The organism is Rhizobium sp. UFLA01-1127 (assembly GCF_059803845.1).
This window is the reverse complement of the sequence record NZ_JAUQTZ010000003.1, coordinates 22,888-40,840: the sequence shown is the minus strand read 5'-3', so window position 1 is coordinate 40,840 and position 17,953 is coordinate 22,888. Positions and strand designations below refer to the sequence as shown.

General features: G+C 56.6%; 17 protein-coding genes. 11 read left to right on the top strand and 6 right to left on the bottom strand.

Going from position 1 to position 17,953, the window contains the following annotated elements; translation table 11 throughout:
• Nucleotides 1-26: 26 nt before the first annotated feature.
• Nucleotides 27-1,865 (top strand): ATP-dependent zinc metalloprotease FtsH, encoded by a 1,839-nt coding sequence (gene ftsH / locus Q4Q11_RS01415; protein WP_498568336.1) that lies wholly within the window; start codon nt 27-29, stop codon nt 1,863-1,865.
• An 18-nt stretch (nt 1,866-1,883) separates the two neighbouring features.
• Nucleotides 1,884-2,912 carry a lysylphosphatidylglycerol synthase transmembrane domain-containing protein gene (locus Q4Q11_RS01410; RefSeq protein ID WP_498568335.1) on the top strand — a complete coding sequence of 343 codons (1,029 nt, stop codon included), beginning with the start codon at nt 1,884-1,886 and terminating at the stop codon, nt 2,910-2,912.
• A gap of 60 nt (nt 2,913-2,972) precedes the next feature.
• On the opposite strand, the gene Q4Q11_RS01405 is transcribed toward Q4Q11_RS01410, so the two are convergent.
• Complete coding sequence (locus tag Q4Q11_RS01405) at nt 2,973-3,149, bottom strand: hypothetical protein (RefSeq protein WP_162701383.1); 177 nt, start codon at nt 3,147-3,149, stop codon at nt 2,973-2,975.
• A gap of 212 nt (nt 3,150-3,361) precedes the next feature.
• Between Q4Q11_RS01405 and Q4Q11_RS01400 the strand changes: the two genes are divergently transcribed.
• The 4 genes from Q4Q11_RS01400 (at nt 3,362) to Q4Q11_RS01385 (ending at nt 8,285) form a co-directional block, all read left to right on the top strand.
• Nucleotides 3,362-4,198: a universal stress protein gene (locus Q4Q11_RS01400; RefSeq protein ID WP_498568334.1), complete on the top strand. Its 837-nt coding sequence runs from the start codon at nt 3,362-3,364 to the stop codon at nt 4,196-4,198.
• Between the two features lie 173 nt (nt 4,199-4,371).
• Nucleotides 4,372-4,809, top strand: a complete 438-nt coding sequence (locus Q4Q11_RS01395) for a universal stress protein (protein ID WP_498568333.1) — start codon at nt 4,372-4,374, stop codon at nt 4,807-4,809.
• Nucleotides 4,810-4,828: 19 nt separating this feature from the next.
• The gene (locus Q4Q11_RS01390; protein WP_498568332.1) at nt 4,829-7,549 is read left to right on the top strand and encodes a bifunctional acetate--CoA ligase family protein/GNAT family N-acetyltransferase; all 2,721 of its coding nucleotides are present in this window, start codon (nt 4,829-4,831) and stop codon (nt 7,547-7,549) included.
• Nucleotides 7,550-7,637: 88 nt separating this feature from the next.
• Entirely contained in the window at nt 7,638-8,285 is a 648-nt protein-coding gene (locus Q4Q11_RS01385) for a BON domain-containing protein (protein WP_498568331.1), read from the top strand.
• A gap of 89 nt (nt 8,286-8,374) precedes the next feature.
• Here Q4Q11_RS01385 and Q4Q11_RS01380 read toward each other — a convergent pair whose 3' ends face one another.
• From Q4Q11_RS01380 to Q4Q11_RS01360, 5 genes are all read right to left on the bottom strand, one after another.
• Nucleotides 8,375-8,722 carry a hypothetical protein gene (locus tag Q4Q11_RS01380; RefSeq protein WP_498568330.1) on the bottom strand — a complete coding sequence of 116 codons (348 nt, stop codon included), beginning with the start codon at nt 8,720-8,722 and terminating at the stop codon, nt 8,375-8,377.
• A 126-nt stretch (nt 8,723-8,848) separates the two neighbouring features.
• Nucleotides 8,849-9,154, bottom strand: a complete 306-nt coding sequence (locus Q4Q11_RS01375) for an SPW repeat protein (RefSeq protein ID WP_498568379.1) — start codon at nt 9,152-9,154, stop codon at nt 8,849-8,851.
• A 2-nt stretch (nt 9,155-9,156) separates the two neighbouring features.
• The gene (locus tag Q4Q11_RS01370) at nt 9,157-10,218 is read right to left on the bottom strand and encodes an ISAs1 family transposase (RefSeq protein WP_498568329.1); all 1,062 of its coding nucleotides are present in this window, start codon (nt 10,216-10,218) and stop codon (nt 9,157-9,159) included.
• Nucleotides 10,219-10,489: 271 nt separating this feature from the next.
• Complete coding sequence (locus Q4Q11_RS01365; protein WP_498568328.1) at nt 10,490-12,589, bottom strand: ABC transporter permease; 2,100 nt, start codon at nt 12,587-12,589, stop codon at nt 10,490-10,492.
• Nucleotides 12,590-12,601: 12 nt separating this feature from the next.
• On the bottom strand, nt 12,602-13,840 hold the full coding sequence (locus Q4Q11_RS01360; RefSeq protein WP_498568327.1) for an efflux RND transporter periplasmic adaptor subunit: 1,239 nt from the start codon (nt 13,838-13,840) through the stop codon (nt 12,602-12,604).
• Nucleotides 13,841-14,281: 441 nt separating this feature from the next.
• On the opposite strand from Q4Q11_RS01360, the gene Q4Q11_RS01355 reads away from it, so the two are divergent.
• The 5 genes from Q4Q11_RS01355 to Q4Q11_RS01335 all read left to right on the top strand — a co-directional run bounded on the left by Q4Q11_RS01355 (nt 14,282) and on the right by Q4Q11_RS01335 (nt 17,804).
• The gene (locus Q4Q11_RS01355) at nt 14,282-14,866 is read left to right on the top strand and encodes an NAD(P)H-dependent oxidoreductase (protein ID WP_498568326.1); all 585 of its coding nucleotides are present in this window, start codon (nt 14,282-14,284) and stop codon (nt 14,864-14,866) included.
• A 185-nt stretch (nt 14,867-15,051) separates the two neighbouring features.
• A complete protein-coding gene (locus tag Q4Q11_RS01350; RefSeq protein ID WP_498568325.1) occupies nt 15,052-15,753 on the top strand; it encodes a CBS domain-containing protein in 702 nt (233 codons plus the stop codon).
• Nucleotides 15,754-15,853: 100 nt separating this feature from the next.
• Nucleotides 15,854-16,252, top strand: a complete 399-nt coding sequence (locus Q4Q11_RS01345; RefSeq protein WP_498568324.1) for an SPW repeat protein — start codon at nt 15,854-15,856, stop codon at nt 16,250-16,252.
• A 12-nt stretch (nt 16,253-16,264) separates the two neighbouring features.
• Nucleotides 16,265-16,723 carry a host attachment protein gene (locus tag Q4Q11_RS01340; RefSeq protein WP_113215125.1) on the top strand — a complete coding sequence of 153 codons (459 nt, stop codon included), beginning with the start codon at nt 16,265-16,267 and terminating at the stop codon, nt 16,721-16,723.
• A 106-nt stretch (nt 16,724-16,829) separates the two neighbouring features.
• Nucleotides 16,830-17,804, top strand: coding sequence for an ABC transporter ATP-binding protein (locus tag Q4Q11_RS01335; RefSeq protein WP_498568323.1), 975 nt, complete (start codon nt 16,830-16,832; stop codon nt 17,802-17,804).
• The last annotated feature ends 149 nt before the right edge of the window (nt 17,805-17,953 follow it).

The following is a 17,953-nucleotide window of genomic DNA, read 5'->3' as shown; positions in this document are numbered from 1 at the left end:
AAAAATAATCTGCGGTGGAGAGACGGATGGAACAGAAGCATAGGTTCAATATCGGCTATCTCTTCGTGGCCATGGTATTGCTCGGCATCTTCCAGTTTTGGCTGGCTGCGCGCAACGTGCAGGAAGTTTCCTACAGCGATCTTATGCGGCTGGTCGCCGACGGCAAGGTACAATCGGTCACTTTGACCGAAACGATGATCGAGGGTGTGTTCAAGCAGCCCCAGAACGGAAAAACCGAGTTCGTCAGCAACCGCGTCGACCCCGCGGCCGCGGCCGCGTTCGAAAAGGCCGGCGTCCAGGTATCGGGCGGATCGAACAGCAGCCTTCTTTCGATAATTCTTTCCTGGATTCTTCCCATATTGCTGTTTGCCGGCGTCTGGTTCTTTCTGTTCCGAAACATGGCGGAAAGGCAGGGCATGGGAGGGCTCATCCAGATCGGAAAGTCGCGAGCCAAGGTCTATCTCGAGCGCAAAACAGGCGTAACGTTCGAGGATGTGGCAGGCGTCGACGAAGCCAAGGCGGAATTGAAGGAAGTCGTCTCGTTCCTCAAGGAGAAGGATAGATATGGCCGTCTCGGCGCCCGCGTTCCGAAAGGCGTCCTGCTCGTCGGTCCTCCGGGCACCGGCAAAACTCTTTTGGCCCGTGCCGTGGCAGGGGAGGCGGACGTGCCTTTCTTTTCAATTTCCGGGTCGGAATTCGTAGAGCTTTTTGTAGGTGTGGGAGCCGCTCGGGTGCGAGATCTGTTTGAACAGGCCCGGGCAACGGCTCCGTGCATCATCTTTATAGACGAGCTCGACGCATTGGGACGCGCGCGCACCGGCCTTGGCAGTTTGGGTGGCAATGACGAAAAGGAGCAGACGCTCAATCAGCTTCTTTCTGAATTGGATGGTTTCGATCCGAGCGTCGGCATCGTTCTGCTGGCTGCGACGAACAGACCGGAAATTCTCGATGCGGCTTTGTTGCGCGCTGGTCGATTTGATCGACAGATCGTCATCGACCGGCCGGATCTCAAGGAGCGGGCCGCAATACTCGCCGTCCATGTAAGGAAAATAGCAATGGCCCCCGGCGTCCGGATCAACGATATCGCCGGTCTTACGACCGGCTTCACCGGCGCCGATCTCGCCAATCTGGTCAATGAAGCGGCAATCTGTGCAACCCGCAGGAATGCCGATATGGTGACCGCGGACGATTTCACGCAGGCGGTGGAACGCATCGTCGCCGGTTCCGAACGGCGTGGCCGCCTGTTAAACGCTAGGGAGCGGGAACGTGTCGCCTATCACGAGATGGGACACGCGCTGGCGGCGGCCCTACTGGAAAAAACCGATCCCGTCCAGAAGGTTTCGATCATACCGCGTTCGATCGGAGCCCTGGGCTACACCTTGCAGCGCCCCACGGAAGATCGCTTTCTGATCACCTCGAGCGAATTGCAGGAGCGTATGGTTGCGCTGCTCGCAGGCAGGGCCGCAGAGGAGATCATCTTTGCCGAGGTCTCGACCGGCGCTGCGGACGATCTGGCGAAAGCGACCGACATAGCTCGGCAATATGTTACCCGATTTGGAATGAGCCCGGTCGGCCAAGCCGTTCTCGAACCGCAGCGGCTTCAGTGGCTGGCGCAAGATCATCCGGAGGTCCATGAACGGGACTATTCTGAAGCGACGGCGAGAGAAGTGGACGTCGCCGTGCGTGACATGATCGAAACCGCCTACAGGGCTGCCAAGACCATGCTGTCGGCGCATATCGATGATTTGCGGGCCGGCGCAAAGCTCCTGCTCGACCGCGAGACGATTACTCCCGCCGATTTTACGCCGTTGCGGCGCGGCAGCACTCAAAATGAAAGAACCGGACCTGAAAGCGTGACGGCATAGCGCTGAAAGGAGCCTTCGATGATTGATCGGCCCGAACCGGGTGCGGCTGGGAAGCCGGATCGCCAGTTCACGTCGCTTCGCGAAAGGAAAGGCGTGTTCGGTATCGTGGTCAGCTGGATGATCGGCATCCTCCTTCTTGTCGTTCTTGTCACTCTGGTTCTTGATCGTGGCGACATCACGCTTTTTGCCGCGGCATTCATGTCGGCCGATCCGCTTTGGCTCGCCGCCGCATTCCTGCTTCAGTCGACGACCTATGCATGCGCAGCCGCCATTTGGGCTTCTGTCCTGGTAAAGGCCGGCTTACGCGAGAAGACATTCGACCTTCTTGGTCTTGCAATCGTGGAATTGTTTGCAAACCAAGCCTTGCCGACCGGTGGCTTGAGCGGCAGCATCATGGTCATGCACGGTCTTCTTCACCGGTCTGTTCCTGGCCCAATCGCGGCAACAGCACTCTTGGTTGCAACCTTATCCTACTATGGTGCCTATCTGCTTATGGCAATATCTGCCTTCATATTGCTCTGGTGGTACGGCGACTTCAGTAGAGCATGGCTTTCGATGGCCATACTATTTGCTCTCATCATTATTACTATCAGCGGGTCGCTTCTGCTCATGATCCGATCTCATGGCCGGATTTTTTCAAAATTCACAAACGGATGGTCGTTTGCGGAGCAGTTATACGACGTCATGCCTTCGATAAGGCGCGATATTGTGAAAGACTGGAGGGTTCTGTCCAAATCCTTCGTCTTGCAGTCGACCATATTTATGCTTGACGTCGTAACGCTGTGGCTGACATTGCGATCTATTGGCGTTGCAATTTCTCCAGTTGCTGCCTTCATCGGCTTCGTCCTTGCATCCGTAATAGCGACGCTTGCGCCGCTACCTCTCGGCCTTGGTTCTTTCGAAGGGGCTTGCGTCGCTTTACTGCATCTTTTTGGCGTGCAGGTCGAAACTGCGCTTGCGGCAACGCTTATCTTCCGCGGACTCACATTCTGGTTGCCGATGGCGCCCGGAATCTGGCTTGCACGCAGAGAGGCTCGGGCGACTTGAGGCCGTCAGTCGTCTCGCCCAAGGGCTTAACACCTGCGCCATGCATGCGAGGTCGTTCTGTTAAAAGCCGTGGCCCTTCGCCGGAGGGAAATAGGGATCCTCATATCCGAGGCGAGGCTTTTTCTCCACCTTCTTCGCGTGTTCTTTTTGTTCGGCGTTTGTAGAATTCTGGCCTGAACCGACGCTCGCGTAAGCGATTCCAAGAGCGGCCAGGGCGATGATGATCGTTCGAAGCATTTGAGTCTCCTTCCGTTGAGACAATTCCGCCGAAAGAAACTCTGCCGGTAGGCGGCCTTACCCGCATTGTCCTTGATCAAAACATCGCAAGCGCTCGGAATCGTGCCGGGCTGGCGAATTGAGATGGAAAGTTGACGTCGATCAAGGCGCGTTCGAAACGAACATCGCAATATGGAGATCTAATGCTCGTGCTTGGACATGGAGATCAGGCGATGGATTTCAGGACTATCCTTGCCCCTATCGGGGTGACCCATTTGGAGAAGGACCTTAAAAACGCTATTGCGTTGTGTCAGGCGGCGGAGGCGCATCTCACAGTTCTGGTCGTTGCGATGGCAGCTCCACCGCCGATCGGCGGTTTCGGCGAAGTCGTTTCCGCAGCATGGCTGGAAGAGCGGGAAGGCGATCTTACAAAACTGGCCGACGCGGTGCAGATTGCCAAAGCCAGCCTCGAGCAGTCCGGCCTATCCTACGATGTGCAAGACCTGTACACGGAATATGCGTGGGCGGACGAGGATATTGCCCAGCATGCCCTCTATGCCGATCTGGTGCTTGTTGGCGCACAAGCGGCCGCGGACTTTCAATTCACCAAGCGCGTGATCGATGGGGCGCTTTTCCAGTCGCCGACGGCTTTGCTTTTCAATCCCGCCGATCAACCGGCGACGATAGCGCCCCGGTCGGTATTGGTGGCATGGAATTCTCGCATGGAAGCGGCCCGTGCAGTGCGGCAGGCTTTGCCGTTGCTGAAAACGGCGGAAGAAGTTCATGTGACCATGATTGATCCCGTAGAGAGGGCTTCGTCGAACGGCGAGGAGCCAGGGGCTGATGTCGCGGCCTATCTTGCGCGACATGGAGTTTCAGTCTCTGTCGACGTGCTTTCAAGCCAAGGCAAGGGTGTCGCGCAGATGCTTGCCCAGCATGCGGTTGACGTTCGTGCCGATCTCGTCGTCATGGGAGCGTATGGCCATTCTCGTTTTCGCGAGTTCGTTTTCGGAGGTGTTACCCGCACGATGCTGGAAACTGCAAAACTGCCCGTGTTCTGGGGGCACTAAAGCATGTCGCGCAAATGTGACAAGCGGTTTTGCGCGACGTCCGACCGCCACGGCCGAGCTAAGCAGCCGATTGCAGTTGTTAAGGGGCCTCTCCCGCAAGTCGGCGGCTAAACGGCCGGTCGATGTCGACGGATCTTTGACGGTCCGCCGCAAGCTCAGCTAGGAGGCTATCGATGTTCAGACATATCCTGGTTCCAACCGATGGATCCAAAATTGCCTCGCAGGCGGCGGGCCAGGCGATAGCACTTGCCGCTGAAATGAACGCCGAGGTCACGTTGCTGGCCGTCGCCGAACCCTTCCGCATGCTCGCCGTCGATAGCAGCGAGTATCTGTATCAACAGCAGCAACACGAAAAGACGGCCGCTTCGAATTGCGGTGCGATGCTGGCACAGCAGAAGGTCAAGGCTTCGGACAAGGGCGTCCTTTGCAAGACGCTGGTCATCAAGGGCAACGATGTTGCCAAGACCATCGTCGATACCGCTGAAAGTCTGGATTGCGACCTGATCGCGATGGCATCACATGGGCGAAGCGGCTTGTCCTCATTGCTATTGGGAAGCGTTGCCGCCGGTGTGATTGCCGGAGCCCACATACCCGTTCTGGTCTATCGTTAACCCAGAGGAAAGCCACCGGATGTCGATCAACAATCTCGCGGTGCTGGCGCATCCAACATCGGTTGCCATTATCGGCGCGTCGGTACGGGAGGATGCCATCGGCTTCAAAATCCTCCGGAACGTCATTGAAGGCGGCTTTTTGGGAGACGTATGGCCTGTCAACCCCAAGTACGGGTCTGTCCTCGGACTGAAGTGTTTTGCCGATGTCGCTGCGTTGCCGAATGCCCCCGATATCGCCGTCATTGCAACGCCCGCGCACACGGTGGTCTCCATTATCCAGGAGCTCGGTCGAAAGGGAACGAAAGTCGTAGCCATCGTCACCGGAAACCTTCAAAACGAGCTTAAGCAGGACGTACTGGCGGCAGGAAAGCCCTATGGTCTGCGCATTTTCGGACCTAATATCGTCGGCCTCATTCTCCCCGATGCGAAGCTCAATTTGAGTTTTGTCCTGACTGCCGCGGAGCGTGGAAAAATCGGTCTAATCTCGCAATCGGGGGCCATCGTCAGTTCGCTTCTCGACTGGGCATGCGATCATGCGATAGGTTTTTCCAAGGTGCTTTCTCTCGGCGACATGATCGATGTCGATGCAGGCGACGCGATAGATTTTTTGGCGGCCGATCATGAGACGGCGGCAATCGTCATGTACCTGGAATCCATTCCCGACCCGAGGAAGTTCGTCTCCGCTGCCCGCGCAGCCGGTCGCCTAAAGCCTCTGATCGTCATAGCGCCAGGCCGGCATCGCGAGGCTGCGAAAGCGGCAGCGACCCATACGGGCGCATTGGTTGGCGATTTTCGCACCGTCGATGCGGTGCTCAAGCGTGCGGGAATCATTCGGGTCGAAAGCTTGACGGAACTTCTGGCCGCAGCCGAGATCACGCAGAAGGCCGATCCGCCGAATTCGTTGCGTGTAGCGCTCGTTACCAATGGCGGAGGCGCCGGCGTTCTGGCCGTTGACGGTCTGCTTGACCGTGGCGGGCACCTGGCAACGTTGACCCGGCAAACGACGAGTGAGCTGGACGAGATCCTACTGGCGGGCTGGTCACGAAGCAATCCTGTCGATGTCTTGGGAGATGCGCCGCCCGCAAGAATTAGCGAAGCCATCAGGATTGTTGCCCGAGATCCCAACGTCGATGCGATCCTCGTTCTGCATTGTCCGGTGCAGGCCGCCGAACCGGCCGCCGCGGCGGCAGCAATCGTCGAAACGGTGCGGGCAAAGGATTGGCCCCGCAAGCCATTGCTGGCATGCCTGCTTGGCGGCAGAGCCAGCCGCGAAGGCCGGCAAATTCTGCGCACCGCCGGCATACCGGATTATGCGATGCCCGATGATGCCATTGCTGCGCTGCATGTCCTTGGCGAATGGGGACGGCAGCAGGGGGCATTAACCCATATCGCCGCCACACCGGAACTTACGGTCAACAGAAAAGAAGCATTGAAGGTGATGGAGGCCGCGGCAAGCCAGTCGCGAACGATGCTGACCGAGCCAGAAGCCAAGGCGGTTCTGAGCCTTTATCAAATTCCGGGCGCCGAATGTTCGATCGCAAGAAATGTGGCGGCGGTCGGACAGCTTGCCAGCACGATGCTTCGCAAGCACCGGTCCATCGTCGTAAAGATTCTGTCGCGTTCGATCACGCATAAATCCGAGATCGGCGGTGTCGCGCTCGACATTCGTACGCGGTCTGCAGCATGCCGGGCGGCGCGTGAGATGCAAAAGAGAGCATCGGACGCTGGGTTGTCCGGGAAAATCGACGGATTTGTCATCGAACCCATGATCAAAGCGGAAGGTGGCATCGAATTGTTTGCCGGGCTTTCCGTGGATCCTCTGTTCGGTCCGGTAATTGCCTTTGGCGCCGGAGGAATAGCCATAGAACAAATCGGCGATATCGCGGTTTCGCTGCCGCCTCTGGACGACGACCTGGCTGCCGATCTCATCGACGAAACGAGAGTTGCAAAATTATTGCGCGGGTTCCGCCATGTGCCGCCGGCAAATCGTGACGCCATCAAAAAGACGCTTCTTGCCCTGTCGCAAATTGCGATCGACTTTCCCTTCATACGTGCGATCGACATCAATCCCTTGGTAGTTTCAGGCGGGACTGTCGTTGCAATGGACGCACGGATAGAGATTGACCCTTCCCGTCTATACGAGCCGGTGCCAAATCGCAGCCTCGTCATAAAGCCTTATCCTGCCGAATGGGTAGGAAAGGTCAATTTGGCTGGTCGAACCTTCGTGCTGCGTCCCATCCGCCCCGGTGATGCCAAGGCCTATGCCTCGATGCTGGAGCGTACTTCGCCGGCCGACATACGCGCTCGTTTTTTTGGCCAGACAAAGCTGTCCCAAGCGGCAATCATACGGATGACGCATATCGACTACGAACGGGAAATGGCAATTTTGGCGATTGATGCCGATGAGCAGATCGTCGGGATTGCCCGGCTTGCGATCGATAAGGGCAAAGAAATCGGCGATTTCGGACTGCTTGTGCGAAGCGACTGTCAGCGGATTGGCCTGGGGACCGCGCTGCTCGGCAAGCTTTTCAATTTTGCCAATGAGCAAGGCCTGCAAAATCTGCGCGGTTCCGTGCTGCCCGACAATCTCAAAATGCTGAGCTTCTGCCGAAAGGCGGGCTTCAGAATGCTGGCGCCATCCGACGACACGGGTCTTTGGCAGATTGATCTGCCGCTGCCCGGCTGCAGCGATTTGGAGACAAGTTTTTCTTCGCAGCTCGGGAAGGTGCATTCGGCCTAATTGATTGAACGCAATGACGCCCGCTGCAGAAGAGCGATCATGCTTTCGAGGTTTGCCTCAAGCCACTTTACTTGATGGGAGAAGAACGATGAATGATCTAGCCTTGCGCCAGGACGTCATAGACGAATTGCAATTCGAGCCCAGCATAGATGCGGCCAATATTGGGGTCGCCGTGGAAAAGGGCGTCGTTTCCCTTTCGGGCCATGTCGGCAGCTATGCTGAAAAATCGGCAGCTTCATCCGCCGTCAGGCGTGTCCGGGGCGTACGCGCCATCGCCGATGAGATTGAGGTTCGCTATCCTGGCCGCAAAATGCACGCAGACGATGAGATAGCGTCGCGCGCGCTCGATATCATTGAATGGGATACGGCGTTGCCTGACGGCGCCATCGATGTCCAGGTCCGGCATGGCTGGGTGACGCTGTCCGGTGAGGTCCCATGGCATTTTCAGCGTATTGCGGCGGAAAATGCGGTCATGAAGCTTGGTGGTGTCATCGGCGTTTCCAACCGACTGACCATACGGCCAAGCGCAATGGTTTCGAATATCAGAGGCCGGATCGAAGAGGCCTTGCGACGGAACGCAGAGGTCGGCGCGAGCCGCATCCAGGTCGACATCAAGGATGGGCGAGTGGCCTTGGAGGGAGCCGTGCATGCATGGAGCGAGCGGAGCGCGGCGGAGCACGCCGTCTGGTCGGTGCCCGGCGTAACTGCCGTCGAAAATCACCTGACGATCGGTTGATCGCCCAGGATTATGCTCTGGCACGAAGCAGAGCATGATGCCCTCCGAAAACCGCTCACGCTTTCGCGCGTCATGCTCTAACTTATGGATTATACGTCGTGATGCACGCACAGGATCGCCTTCGCCGGATATTTTGGTTTGCCCTCGATCATCTGCTGACGATTGTATTGGTTATCATGATTGCAGCAGTAATCGCGGTGCTCTTTGTCGATACTCGAAGGGGACTGTTTCACAGTAATGTTCAGTTGCAGAATTCCGTGAAATAATTCCGATTCCGGAGATTCGCCGACTGATGATTTACGAAAGTCCATGATCTCGGATGATACGGAAGAGACCATGTTTGAGGCTTTGACGCAGAGTTCAACCTTGGGGCGTAGGGCGATTGCGAATTTGTCGCTCGCCGGGCAGAAGAGAGCATTTTGCCTGTCACGGTTCATGTCGAGGAAAGTCTAATGCGGCAGCAAACCAACGTCTTGCGCCAGTGCCCACGAATTTCCGGTTCGCCCAAAGGTTTTGTCTGTCGCCAGCAATGCCCGCCAGTGTGGTAAGTTCCACCAGAGTTGTCACTCAGGCTTTGAAATGTTGGCGAGATGCTTTTTCCAAAGGACCCAGCCCGCCAATATCATCAGGAACAGCCCGGAAAGAAGAGCATTCCAGGTAAGCAACATGTGGTCGGTAAATCGCAAAGTCCATGGAGATGTGAAAAGCCAGACACCAAGCAGGATGTCCACTCTATCCTCCCATACCTGACGAGAGGCATATGCAAGCCCTCCGAGGGCCGCAACAATCAGGCCGCAGAAAAAGAAGTTCCACGCGGCTGCCCCAAAGGGAAGAGAATCGGAACCGTAAGCTCCGAGGCTCCAGGGCAGGGCTATCGCATATGGGCGATAGCCGCGATGAGATAGTCATCGTTCCACGCGCATTTTCGGATGCGATGGCTGATGGGAACCTTGTCGGCATCGGCAAGCTGAAGGATGTTTCTAACGATGCGATTGACGAGGGCGATATTGGCGGGAGCATTGCCTTTTCGGGCTCGGCTGCCGTCTTCGCGCAGGTGCACGTCCAGTATCCAATGCAGGCCGTTTTCGATTTGCCAGTGGGCTCGTGTGACCTCGAGTGCCAGTTGTGGCGGCAGTATGGTGGAGGCCATGAATAGGCGTGTCTTGGTCTCGGCCTCGCCGCGCCGACTGGTGATGCGCACGAAAGCCTTGTGACCGTCCATCAGAGCTTCGTCGGCGGCTACGACTTCGGCCCGGCGCCATTCGCGCCGGCCATGGGCGGTCTCTTCACATTCGGCATGGCCGGGCCGCTCAGTGACTAGCCGTTCATTGGCGCGTTTGTACCAGGCTGGCCTGTTCTTCTTCAGCGCCAAAAGGTAATTGCCGCCACCGTCGATGATCGTCGTGGCCATTCGCTTGTGGCAGTGAAGCGCATCAGCCGTGACCAATTGGTCCGTTATATCAATGAGATCGATCACTTTGAGGGCGGCTTCGATCTCGTTTTCATCCGCCGCCGGCGTCGCTGCTGCAAGGCAGAGCCGGGTGCGCGAGGCAAAGGCCGATACGGTCAACGGCGGGGCAGCAGCAAGGCCTGTCTCATAGGCACGCCGCAATGCCTTGCCGTCGAGCGCCACGACCTCCTGGCGGGCTTGAGCGAAGGCAGCGGCAAAAGCGGCAAAGGCCCGGCCGAAGGCATCCGGGTCCATGAGACGCAATAGCCGCGAGAAGGTGTCATGGCTGGGGGCGGCATCGTAATCGATCAACCGCGACAGCACCTGCCGGCGCTCTTGGGCAAACAGCGAAAACTCCGTCGCCGAACTGGCGCCGCAAAGGCTCGCCGCAATCATCATCACGATCAGGTCGCCGAGACGATGGCTGGCATTGGCAGCACGCGGGTCGGGCACCCCACCGAAATAACCTTCAAGGCACGACATGGCAGATCTCCTTAAAAGAACTGCCACCTCAAAGAATCCTTTTTCTCAACCTCCGCAACTCTAAAATCGCCATATGCGATTCCCCTGGGCTCCAGGGCGATACGATCAGCCACAAGCCGATGACAAATATTATATGATCTTGCCAGCGTCGATCTTTCATCTCATGTCTCCCTGATCTTCCAAATCCGATTGCGGTAATGGTATCGGTCCATTGCCATGGTCTGCGGCGTAGCGCTTTCGCGCCAGGCAAGAGATTGTATCTCATCATGCGCTATTCGTAGCGAAGGGCCTCTATCGGGTTAAGACTGGCGGCCTTGTGTGCCGGATAATATCCGAAAAAGATCCCAACCATAACGGCAAAGAGAAAGCCGCCGGCGATCGCGGTTGCAGACAATACTGCCGGCCAGTTCAGGACCTGCGAGATGATCAGGGATATGCAAACCCCCATGCCGATCCCGGCAAGCCCTCCGCTCACACTGAGAAAAACAGCCTCGGCCAGAAATTGAAGCAGGATATGCACGCGCCGTGCACCCACTGCCATCCGCAATCCTATCTCGCGTGTACGCTCGGTTACCGACACCAAGAGAATGTTCATGATGCCAATACCGCCGACCAGCAATGAAATCGAGGCAACCGCGGCAAGAAGCAGGGCCATGATACGGCTGCTGCTCTTGGCGGTTTCGGCAAACTGGCTGAGATTTCGAACGTCGAAGTCCTTGCTTTCTGCTCTCTTGATATTGTGGCGCCGCATGAGAACTGTATTGATGCCAGCAATAGCATCACCGACCTGATCGGCGCTTTTGGCCTGGACGAACAGTAGATTGGCAAATCCCGTCAGGCGCGGCTGCAGGCCATATGGATTTGGCGCTGGCAAATAGGCCCAATTGGTCTGTGTTTGGGCCTGAAGCGGAGCAGCCACACCCAGCACGCGCCGCTCCGCCGTTGTAAATGGAATCATGACGATGTCGTCCTGGTCCTGACCGATCGCCGATTGCCCTTTGCCGGCGAGGAGCCCGATGATCCGCATCGGCACATTCCTGATCCTGATCGTCGCTCCTATCGGATTCTGGCCGGCTTGAAACAATTGATGAAAGACCGTTTGGCCGATGACCGCCACCAATGATTCATTTTGCTCGTCCTGCCTGTCGATCAGCGCGCCTGCCGCGACGCGCCAGTTGGTGATGGCGGCATAGGATTCGCTTACTCCTTGAATATTGGTGGTCCAATTATTTCCACCATAGGCGATCTGGCCCTGTTGACGAATGAGATAGCCGATACTTGCAATGGGCGCCTCCCTGGACAGCGCTTTGGCATCCGAGACTGTCAGCGTGGTCGCGCTGCCGAAGCCGCTGCGTATCCCGCCGCTGGTCAGTGCTCCTGGCAAAACCACCACGACATTCGTTCCCAGGCTTTCTATCTGTTTCATCACGGCTACGTTAGCGCCCTGACCCAATGCAACCATTACGATGAGCGCAGCCACGCCGATAAAGACACCCAGCATCGTCAGAAGCGAGCGCATCTTATTGCGCATGATGGCTTCCACGGCGGCGTCGAGTGCCATGACACAGAATGAAAGTGCTGTACTGAGCTGGGAACGAGCGTCAAGAGCTGCTGCGGGTCGCGGGGTTGCAGTATGATGATCTGCAGCCATCCGTGAGACAGGGTTTCGTTCATCGGAAATGATCTCGCCGTCCCGCATGGTGATGATACGATCGGCGCAAGCGGCGATGTCCTGTTCATGTGTGACGAGCACGACGGTTACGCCGTTGCGGCGATTGAGCGCTGCGATCACGTCCATGATTTCACGCGACGTTTTCGTATCCAGATTGCCCGTCGGCTCGTCTGCCAACAACAGGTCTGGAGTATTGATGAGGGCACGGGCTATGGCGACGCGCTGCTGCTGCCCGCCAGATAGCTGCCCGGGCGTATTATACTGTCGATCACCAAGGCCCAGTCGTTCAAGCGACAGGCGAGCGCGACCGACCATGGCTGCGCGAGCAAGCGGGCCCGTTCCGGCATAGTAAAGGGGCAGGCATACATTCTCCAATGCGCTTCGACGCGGCAAGAGATTGAAGCTTTGAAAGACGAAGCCGAGATGTTTGCTGCGAATCGCCGCCAATTCGGGCTCTCCGAGTTTGCCGACATCGGCTCCTCCAAGCAAATAGCTCCCACCGCTCGGCCGGTCGAGACAGCCGAGAATCGACATCAAGGTCGATTTTCCAGAGCCTGACGAACCGACGATCGCAACGAACTCACCACGCGTTATCGTAAGGGTGACACCCCGAACGGCATCAATCCAGCTATCGCCGATTACAAAACTCTTCGTAATATCTTTCAGTTCTATGATCGGAGGATTTACCGGATATGTCATGACAGCACGAACCTAGAATCTGGGGAAATGGAAGCCTGTCGATGCGCTTGGTGATGCAGCCTGTCCAATAACAACCCTGTCTCCGGCCTGCAGATCACCATCGGCAATTGCCGTGTAGGATTCATCGCTGATCCCAATCTTCACCGGAACCATCGCCACCGTGCCGTCACGTTCTATCCAGACGCGGTCGAACTTACCGCCATCCGGATGCCGAGCGGTGGAAGTCTTGGGTTCAAAGCGCAGCGCTTGGTTGGGAACGCGCAAAACATGCTTTTGCTGATCGGTCACGATATTCAAGGAGGCGGTCATGCCGGGTTTGAGCCGAAGATCGGCATTGTCGATGGTTACCACTGCATCGAAGGTTACGACATTCTGAACCGTCTGGGGCGATTGCCGCACCTGCGTGACGATACCGCTGAAGATGTGATCCGGAAACGCATCAACGGTGAAAGTGACGGCCTCGCCATCTTTGATTCCGCCGATGTCGCTTTCGCTGACATTGGTATCCACCTGCATCCTGGTAAGATCGGTGGCGATGAGGAAAAGCGTCGGCGTTTGAAAGCTTGCTGCCACCGTCTGTCCCTGGGTAACGTTGCGTGAAACGACCACCCCATCGACCGGAGATCTAATATTCGTATAATCGAGATTGATCCTGGCGGCTGACAGCGCCGCCTTGCGCTGTTCGATTGCCGCCCGATCAAGGCTGGCTTGCGCGTCGGCTTGATCGACGAGGTTCCGTGCGACATCCACCGTTTCCTGAGAGACCGTATCAGCGTCCTTAAGCCGAAGGTTGCGGTGGTAATTTAACTGCGCATAGGTAAGATTGGCTTGATCTTTCTTAAGTTGAGCCATGGCCGCGGACAGGTCGGCATTATCCTGATCGACCGCGGTCTGGTAGGGGCGGGGATCGATCGTGGCGCAGACCTGACCTGCTTTGACGACTGTATTGTAGTCGCAACGAATTTCCGTAATGGGACCGGATACATAACTGCCGACGATGATCGTCAGCTGCGGATTGACCGTGCCCGTTGCCATGACCTGTCGGCTGATATCGCCCTTGTCGACGACTGCTGTTTCATAAGAAGGTGGCTGCTGCTCATTGCGATCCCAAAGCACCAGAAGTGCAATCGTGCCGGAAACAAGGGCAACGCCGGTAAGCCAAAAAGAACGCAGCCGGCTTTTCTTCGTTTTGTTCATTGAAGGGGGAACGGATACGCTCTTCCGCAATGGCGCTTCAACCACATTGTCCATCTGAATTGCTCCTCTGGCCGTGAAGAGCATGCAATTGGAGAAGGCGGACGGCATTGATCCTGCTCAAACCTCACGGAAATGGCGGCATTTGGCGCAGGTGGAGCAAATTTCCGCACGAGCATCGCTTTTGCTCACCGATTCAGTCGAAATGCTGAGCCGAGTTCGATATGCGCGATGCTGCCGCGCTCTACGGGGCGGCGTCCGCAGCTCGGCGAGCCGTAGGCCGGGAACGGATGCTCGCGCGGATTCCGCTCCAGAAAATTGCCTTGGCCGCCATTCTGCGGGCGCTATGGGATTGCGATAGATCAAAGCCCCATCAGCTGGATTGATGATGATGACAAGCGAAGAACAGGCTGTGATCAGGCCGGCCCGATCGCGGAAGGTCGGTAGGAGGCAGCCCGTGATCATGATGCTCTTCTTCGAAATGCAGGAGGCTCCAACTTGTCACGGCATATACTCATTATCGAGGCGCATCCCGGCGGCCATGACGGCCATCTTTGCGGAGCTTTCGCCGACTCCTATGCGGCAGGAGCCGCTGAAGCAGGCTTTTTGCTGCGCAGGCTGGATATTTCCCTGTTGGATTTTCCATTACTTCGCTCACGCGAAGCGTTTGAAAATGGCCCGATACCCGAATCTCTTATCCCCGCAAGCGAAGCTATCCAATGGGCGGAACATATCGTTTTTGTTTTCCCGCTGTGGCTCGGCACGATGCCGGCCCTTCTGAAGGCTTTTCTGGAACAGGTATTCCGGCCCGGGATCGCTTTTCAATATGGAGAAAGCGGTATTGCCAAAAAGCTGCTTCGGGGCTGCACCGCACGTATCATCGTCACCATGGGCATGCCGGTTCCCATCTACCGCTTCTGCTTTGGCGCCCACGGCACGAACGCCTTGCGGCGCGGCATCTTGAATTTCGCGGGAATTCGACCGGTTCGCCAGACATTCTTTGGGATGATCGAACAGGTCGGCCCGGAAAGACGAAAGGAATGGCTCGGTAAAGTCGAGATGCTTGGCCGCCATGGAAAGTGATCTTTCCCTATCCCTCTGTCGGTTTCTCAATCTCGCCCGAGAAGCGATCGCAGCCAGACTTTGATTTTGGTATTTGACATCGATCAACCCCCATCCTTGCCATCCGCGCTATTCATTAATGCGTTGCTTTATCGAAAGCCGATCCACGCCTAGCTTTCCTCGACGTCAACTCAAGGGAGATGACCATGCTTATCCAGGATATCATGACGCCCGCACCGATAACTGTGAAGGCGTCCTCATCGATTATGGATGCTGCGAAACTGCTGCTGGATAATCACATAAGCGGGCTTCCCGTCATCGGCGAGAGCGGCGCGGTTGTCGGCATCGTCAGCGAGGGAGATTTCCTGCGGCGGGGCGAGCTCAACACGGAGCGCCAACGCTCGGCCTTTCTGGAGTTCTTCGTAAGCCCGGGCCGGCTCGCGGACGAATATGTGCATGCCTACGGCAGGAAAGTCGAAGAGGTCATGACTTCGCCAGTACGGACGATCTCTCCGAATGTCTCGGCCGGAGAAGCCGTCGAGATGATGGAGCGCGACGGCATCAAGCGGTTGCCGGTGGTGGATGGCGAAAAACTGGTCGGCATCGTCACGCGTTCCGACCTCTTGCGCGCTCTTGCAGGCATCCTTGCCGACAAGATTAAGCCGTACAGCGATGCGGAGATCGAAGCTGTCATCATTGCCGAACTCGGCAAGAGAAGCTGGAGCCAGAACGGCTTTATCCGTGTGAGTGTCAAGGATGGCGTAGCAGAGCTTTCCGGCTCAATTTTCGACGAACGTGAGCGCTTGGCTGCCAAAGTGCTTGCCGAAAACGTGCCCGGCGTGAAGGCTGTCACCGATAACCTCACCTGGATAGATCCCTACATCGGCGTTGCCATGTCCATACCCTGACCGATCATCTGCAACCTCTCGTCTCGTCGAATTGATCGGACGCAATGTGAAAACGTCTGGACGCGATAGGCTCGCAAGAAGGAAAGTATAGGAGGCCAATATGCGAAATCAAAATCCAAGTGATTATGCCACCGACACGATCGGCGCCGTCCTCATCGTTGCATCGGTCGCTCTGCTTCTTCTTTACCCCGATTTGCCTGGCCTGGCCGTATCATCGGTGAACTTTGCTCTGACGGGTTTGATGCTGCTGTCCGGTACGAATATGCGGGATCGACAGGTGCTCGAATGGGAGCGGGTAGGATTGGCTGCATGGCTTGCCTTGTCACCCTGGGTGGTCGGCGTTTCGGCAATTGTCGGTGTAACATGGACGAGTACTATCTGCGCCACGCTGGTCTTCGTCCCTGCGGCGCTGCAGGTCTCGCAGCCATCGGCGTTCTGCAGAGTGCCGTTGCCGAGGTCAAATCGGGATGCCCGTTCGCCTGAAAAGAGAAAGATATAGGTGGGTTGCGATATGAACAGGTTCAAAATCGTTTCTAAGACTTGGGTTATCGTCTGTGACGGAGCCAAGGCGCTTTTCCTGCGGAACGACGGTGATGCGCAATTTCTCAATCTCGTTGAGATCCGCAGCTTCCACGAGCCCCTGAAGGCAACGCACGATCTCGGCACGGACCATCCCGGCCGGGTCTTTGCCTCCCAGGACGGCACACGCAGCTCGGTCGAAACCGCCGATCTCCATCACAAGGCAGAAGAGGCATTTATCGTCAGGGTCGCCGATCAACTCGACGAATATGCGCGCAGCGGTGCCATTGCGCAATTCGTGCTGATTGCCCCGGCCAAGACACTCGGTTTCCTGCGCCGGCATATGACGCCGGCCGCTCAGGCCGCGATGAAAGGGGTCGTGAACAAGGATCTGACGAAGTTGCCCATCGGTGAAATAGAGGCCCATCTGCAGCGCCAGACCGAAGCTTGAGAAGTTGAGCTGCCGCTGGGTCTGCAAGTTCCGACTTGCTACCGATCCAAGCGCACAGGGCTTGAGCCTCGACGTTTCGCGCTGCGCGCCAATTAGGGAGCATAAGGTGCCTAGAAGCCTGCTCGGCTTTATCTTGATGGTGGGGCGACGTCATCAGCTTGCCCTTGCAGCAATTTCTATCCTGCTTTTCGTTGTCGAAGCAGCGCCACTTGAGCTGCAGCGGCGTATCGTCAATGCTGCCACGACAGGAGCCACATATCATGCCATTTTGGTGCTCGCATTTGGCTACCTCGGTCTTGTTACGGCTGAAGGCCTGACAAAGCTGCTGCTCAATATCTATCGCAGCTGGATCGGCGAAGTCGCAATCCGATGGCTGCGAAACTGGGCTCTCGCTTCCTCCGCGCATCCGGACGGATCTTCTGTGGAAGTTGTCGCCGAGAGCATTCAGCTTTCGATTATCCTGGCCGAGGCGGAACCCGTGGGAGGTTTTGTCGGAACAAGCATCTCGGAGCCGCTGTTACAGATAGGAATTCTGGCTGCCGTTGGCGGATACCTCATCTTTCTTCAGCCGTTGATGGCGCTCGTCATCGCTGTCGTCTACTGTCCGCAAATTATCTTTGTTCCCATTATGCAGGCTGTCATCAACCGATGGATCGGAAGCAAGGTCAGCGTTATGCGCGACATTAGCGAAGGCATGATAGAGCATATCGGTTCTGCCGAAGCCAACGCTGCTCAATCCCATCATGTTCGTACGCTATTTTCCATTAACATGAGCATATATAAATTGAAGTTTGTTATGAACTTCCTGATGAATTTGATGACCCAGCTCGGCTATGTCGGCATCTTCATCCTGGGCGGCTACTACGTCGTCACGGGAAAGACCGAGATAGGCACAGTCGTTGCATTCTTGTCAGGCCTTTCGAAGCTGACCGACCCCTGGGGCGCATTGATGGACTGGTATCGGGATCTGAAGACGACACAAGTCAAATATGCTCTTATCCGCGATGCGAGCAAAGCTGAGATATTGTCGGACCGGGCAGACCTTGGCCAGCTCGAGACCGGATCGATATCGGCGGGATGATGCACCGTGCGTATCTCAAATGTCCGGAGAAGAAGCCGCCATTCGGCGAGAGCCGGATGATTTCAGGTCGGCCCTACCTAAGGTCTGAATTCGCTCTAGAATCAAAGAAGTAGAGCATGATATCGTCCGAAAGCCGATCGCATTTTCTG

Coding starts and splice junctions, on each gene's coding strand:
- ftsH (WP_498568336.1), top strand. CDS start 27: ATGGAACAGAAGCATAGGTTCAATATCGGCTATCTCTTCGTGGCCATG.
- Q4Q11_RS01410 (WP_498568335.1), top strand. CDS start 1,884: ATGATTGATCGGCCCGAACCGGGTGCGGCTGGGAAGCCGGATCGCCAG.
- Q4Q11_RS01405 (WP_162701383.1), bottom strand. CDS start 3,149: ATGCTTCGAACGATCATCATCGCCCTGGCCGCTCTTGGAATCGCTTAC.
- Q4Q11_RS01400 (WP_498568334.1), top strand. CDS start 3,362: ATGGATTTCAGGACTATCCTTGCCCCTATCGGGGTGACCCATTTGGAG.
- Q4Q11_RS01395 (WP_498568333.1), top strand. CDS start 4,372: ATGTTCAGACATATCCTGGTTCCAACCGATGGATCCAAAATTGCCTCG.
- Q4Q11_RS01390 (WP_498568332.1), top strand. CDS start 4,829: ATGTCGATCAACAATCTCGCGGTGCTGGCGCATCCAACATCGGTTGCC.
- Q4Q11_RS01385 (WP_498568331.1), top strand. CDS start 7,638: ATGAATGATCTAGCCTTGCGCCAGGACGTCATAGACGAATTGCAATTC.
- Q4Q11_RS01380 (WP_498568330.1), bottom strand. CDS start 8,722: ATGAACCGTGACAGGCAAAATGCTCTCTTCTGCCCGGCGAGCGACAAA.
- Q4Q11_RS01370 (WP_498568329.1), bottom strand. CDS start 10,218: ATGTCGTGCCTTGAAGGTTATTTCGGTGGGGTGCCCGACCCGCGTGCT.
- Q4Q11_RS01365 (WP_498568328.1), bottom strand. CDS start 12,589: ATGACATATCCGGTAAATCCTCCGATCATAGAACTGAAAGATATTACG.
- Q4Q11_RS01360 (WP_498568327.1), bottom strand. CDS start 13,840: ATGGACAATGTGGTTGAAGCGCCATTGCGGAAGAGCGTATCCGTTCCC.
- Q4Q11_RS01350 (WP_498568325.1), top strand. CDS start 15,052: ATGCTTATCCAGGATATCATGACGCCCGCACCGATAACTGTGAAGGCG.
- Q4Q11_RS01345 (WP_498568324.1), top strand. CDS start 15,854: ATGCGAAATCAAAATCCAAGTGATTATGCCACCGACACGATCGGCGCC.
- Q4Q11_RS01340 (WP_113215125.1), top strand. CDS start 16,265: ATGAACAGGTTCAAAATCGTTTCTAAGACTTGGGTTATCGTCTGTGAC.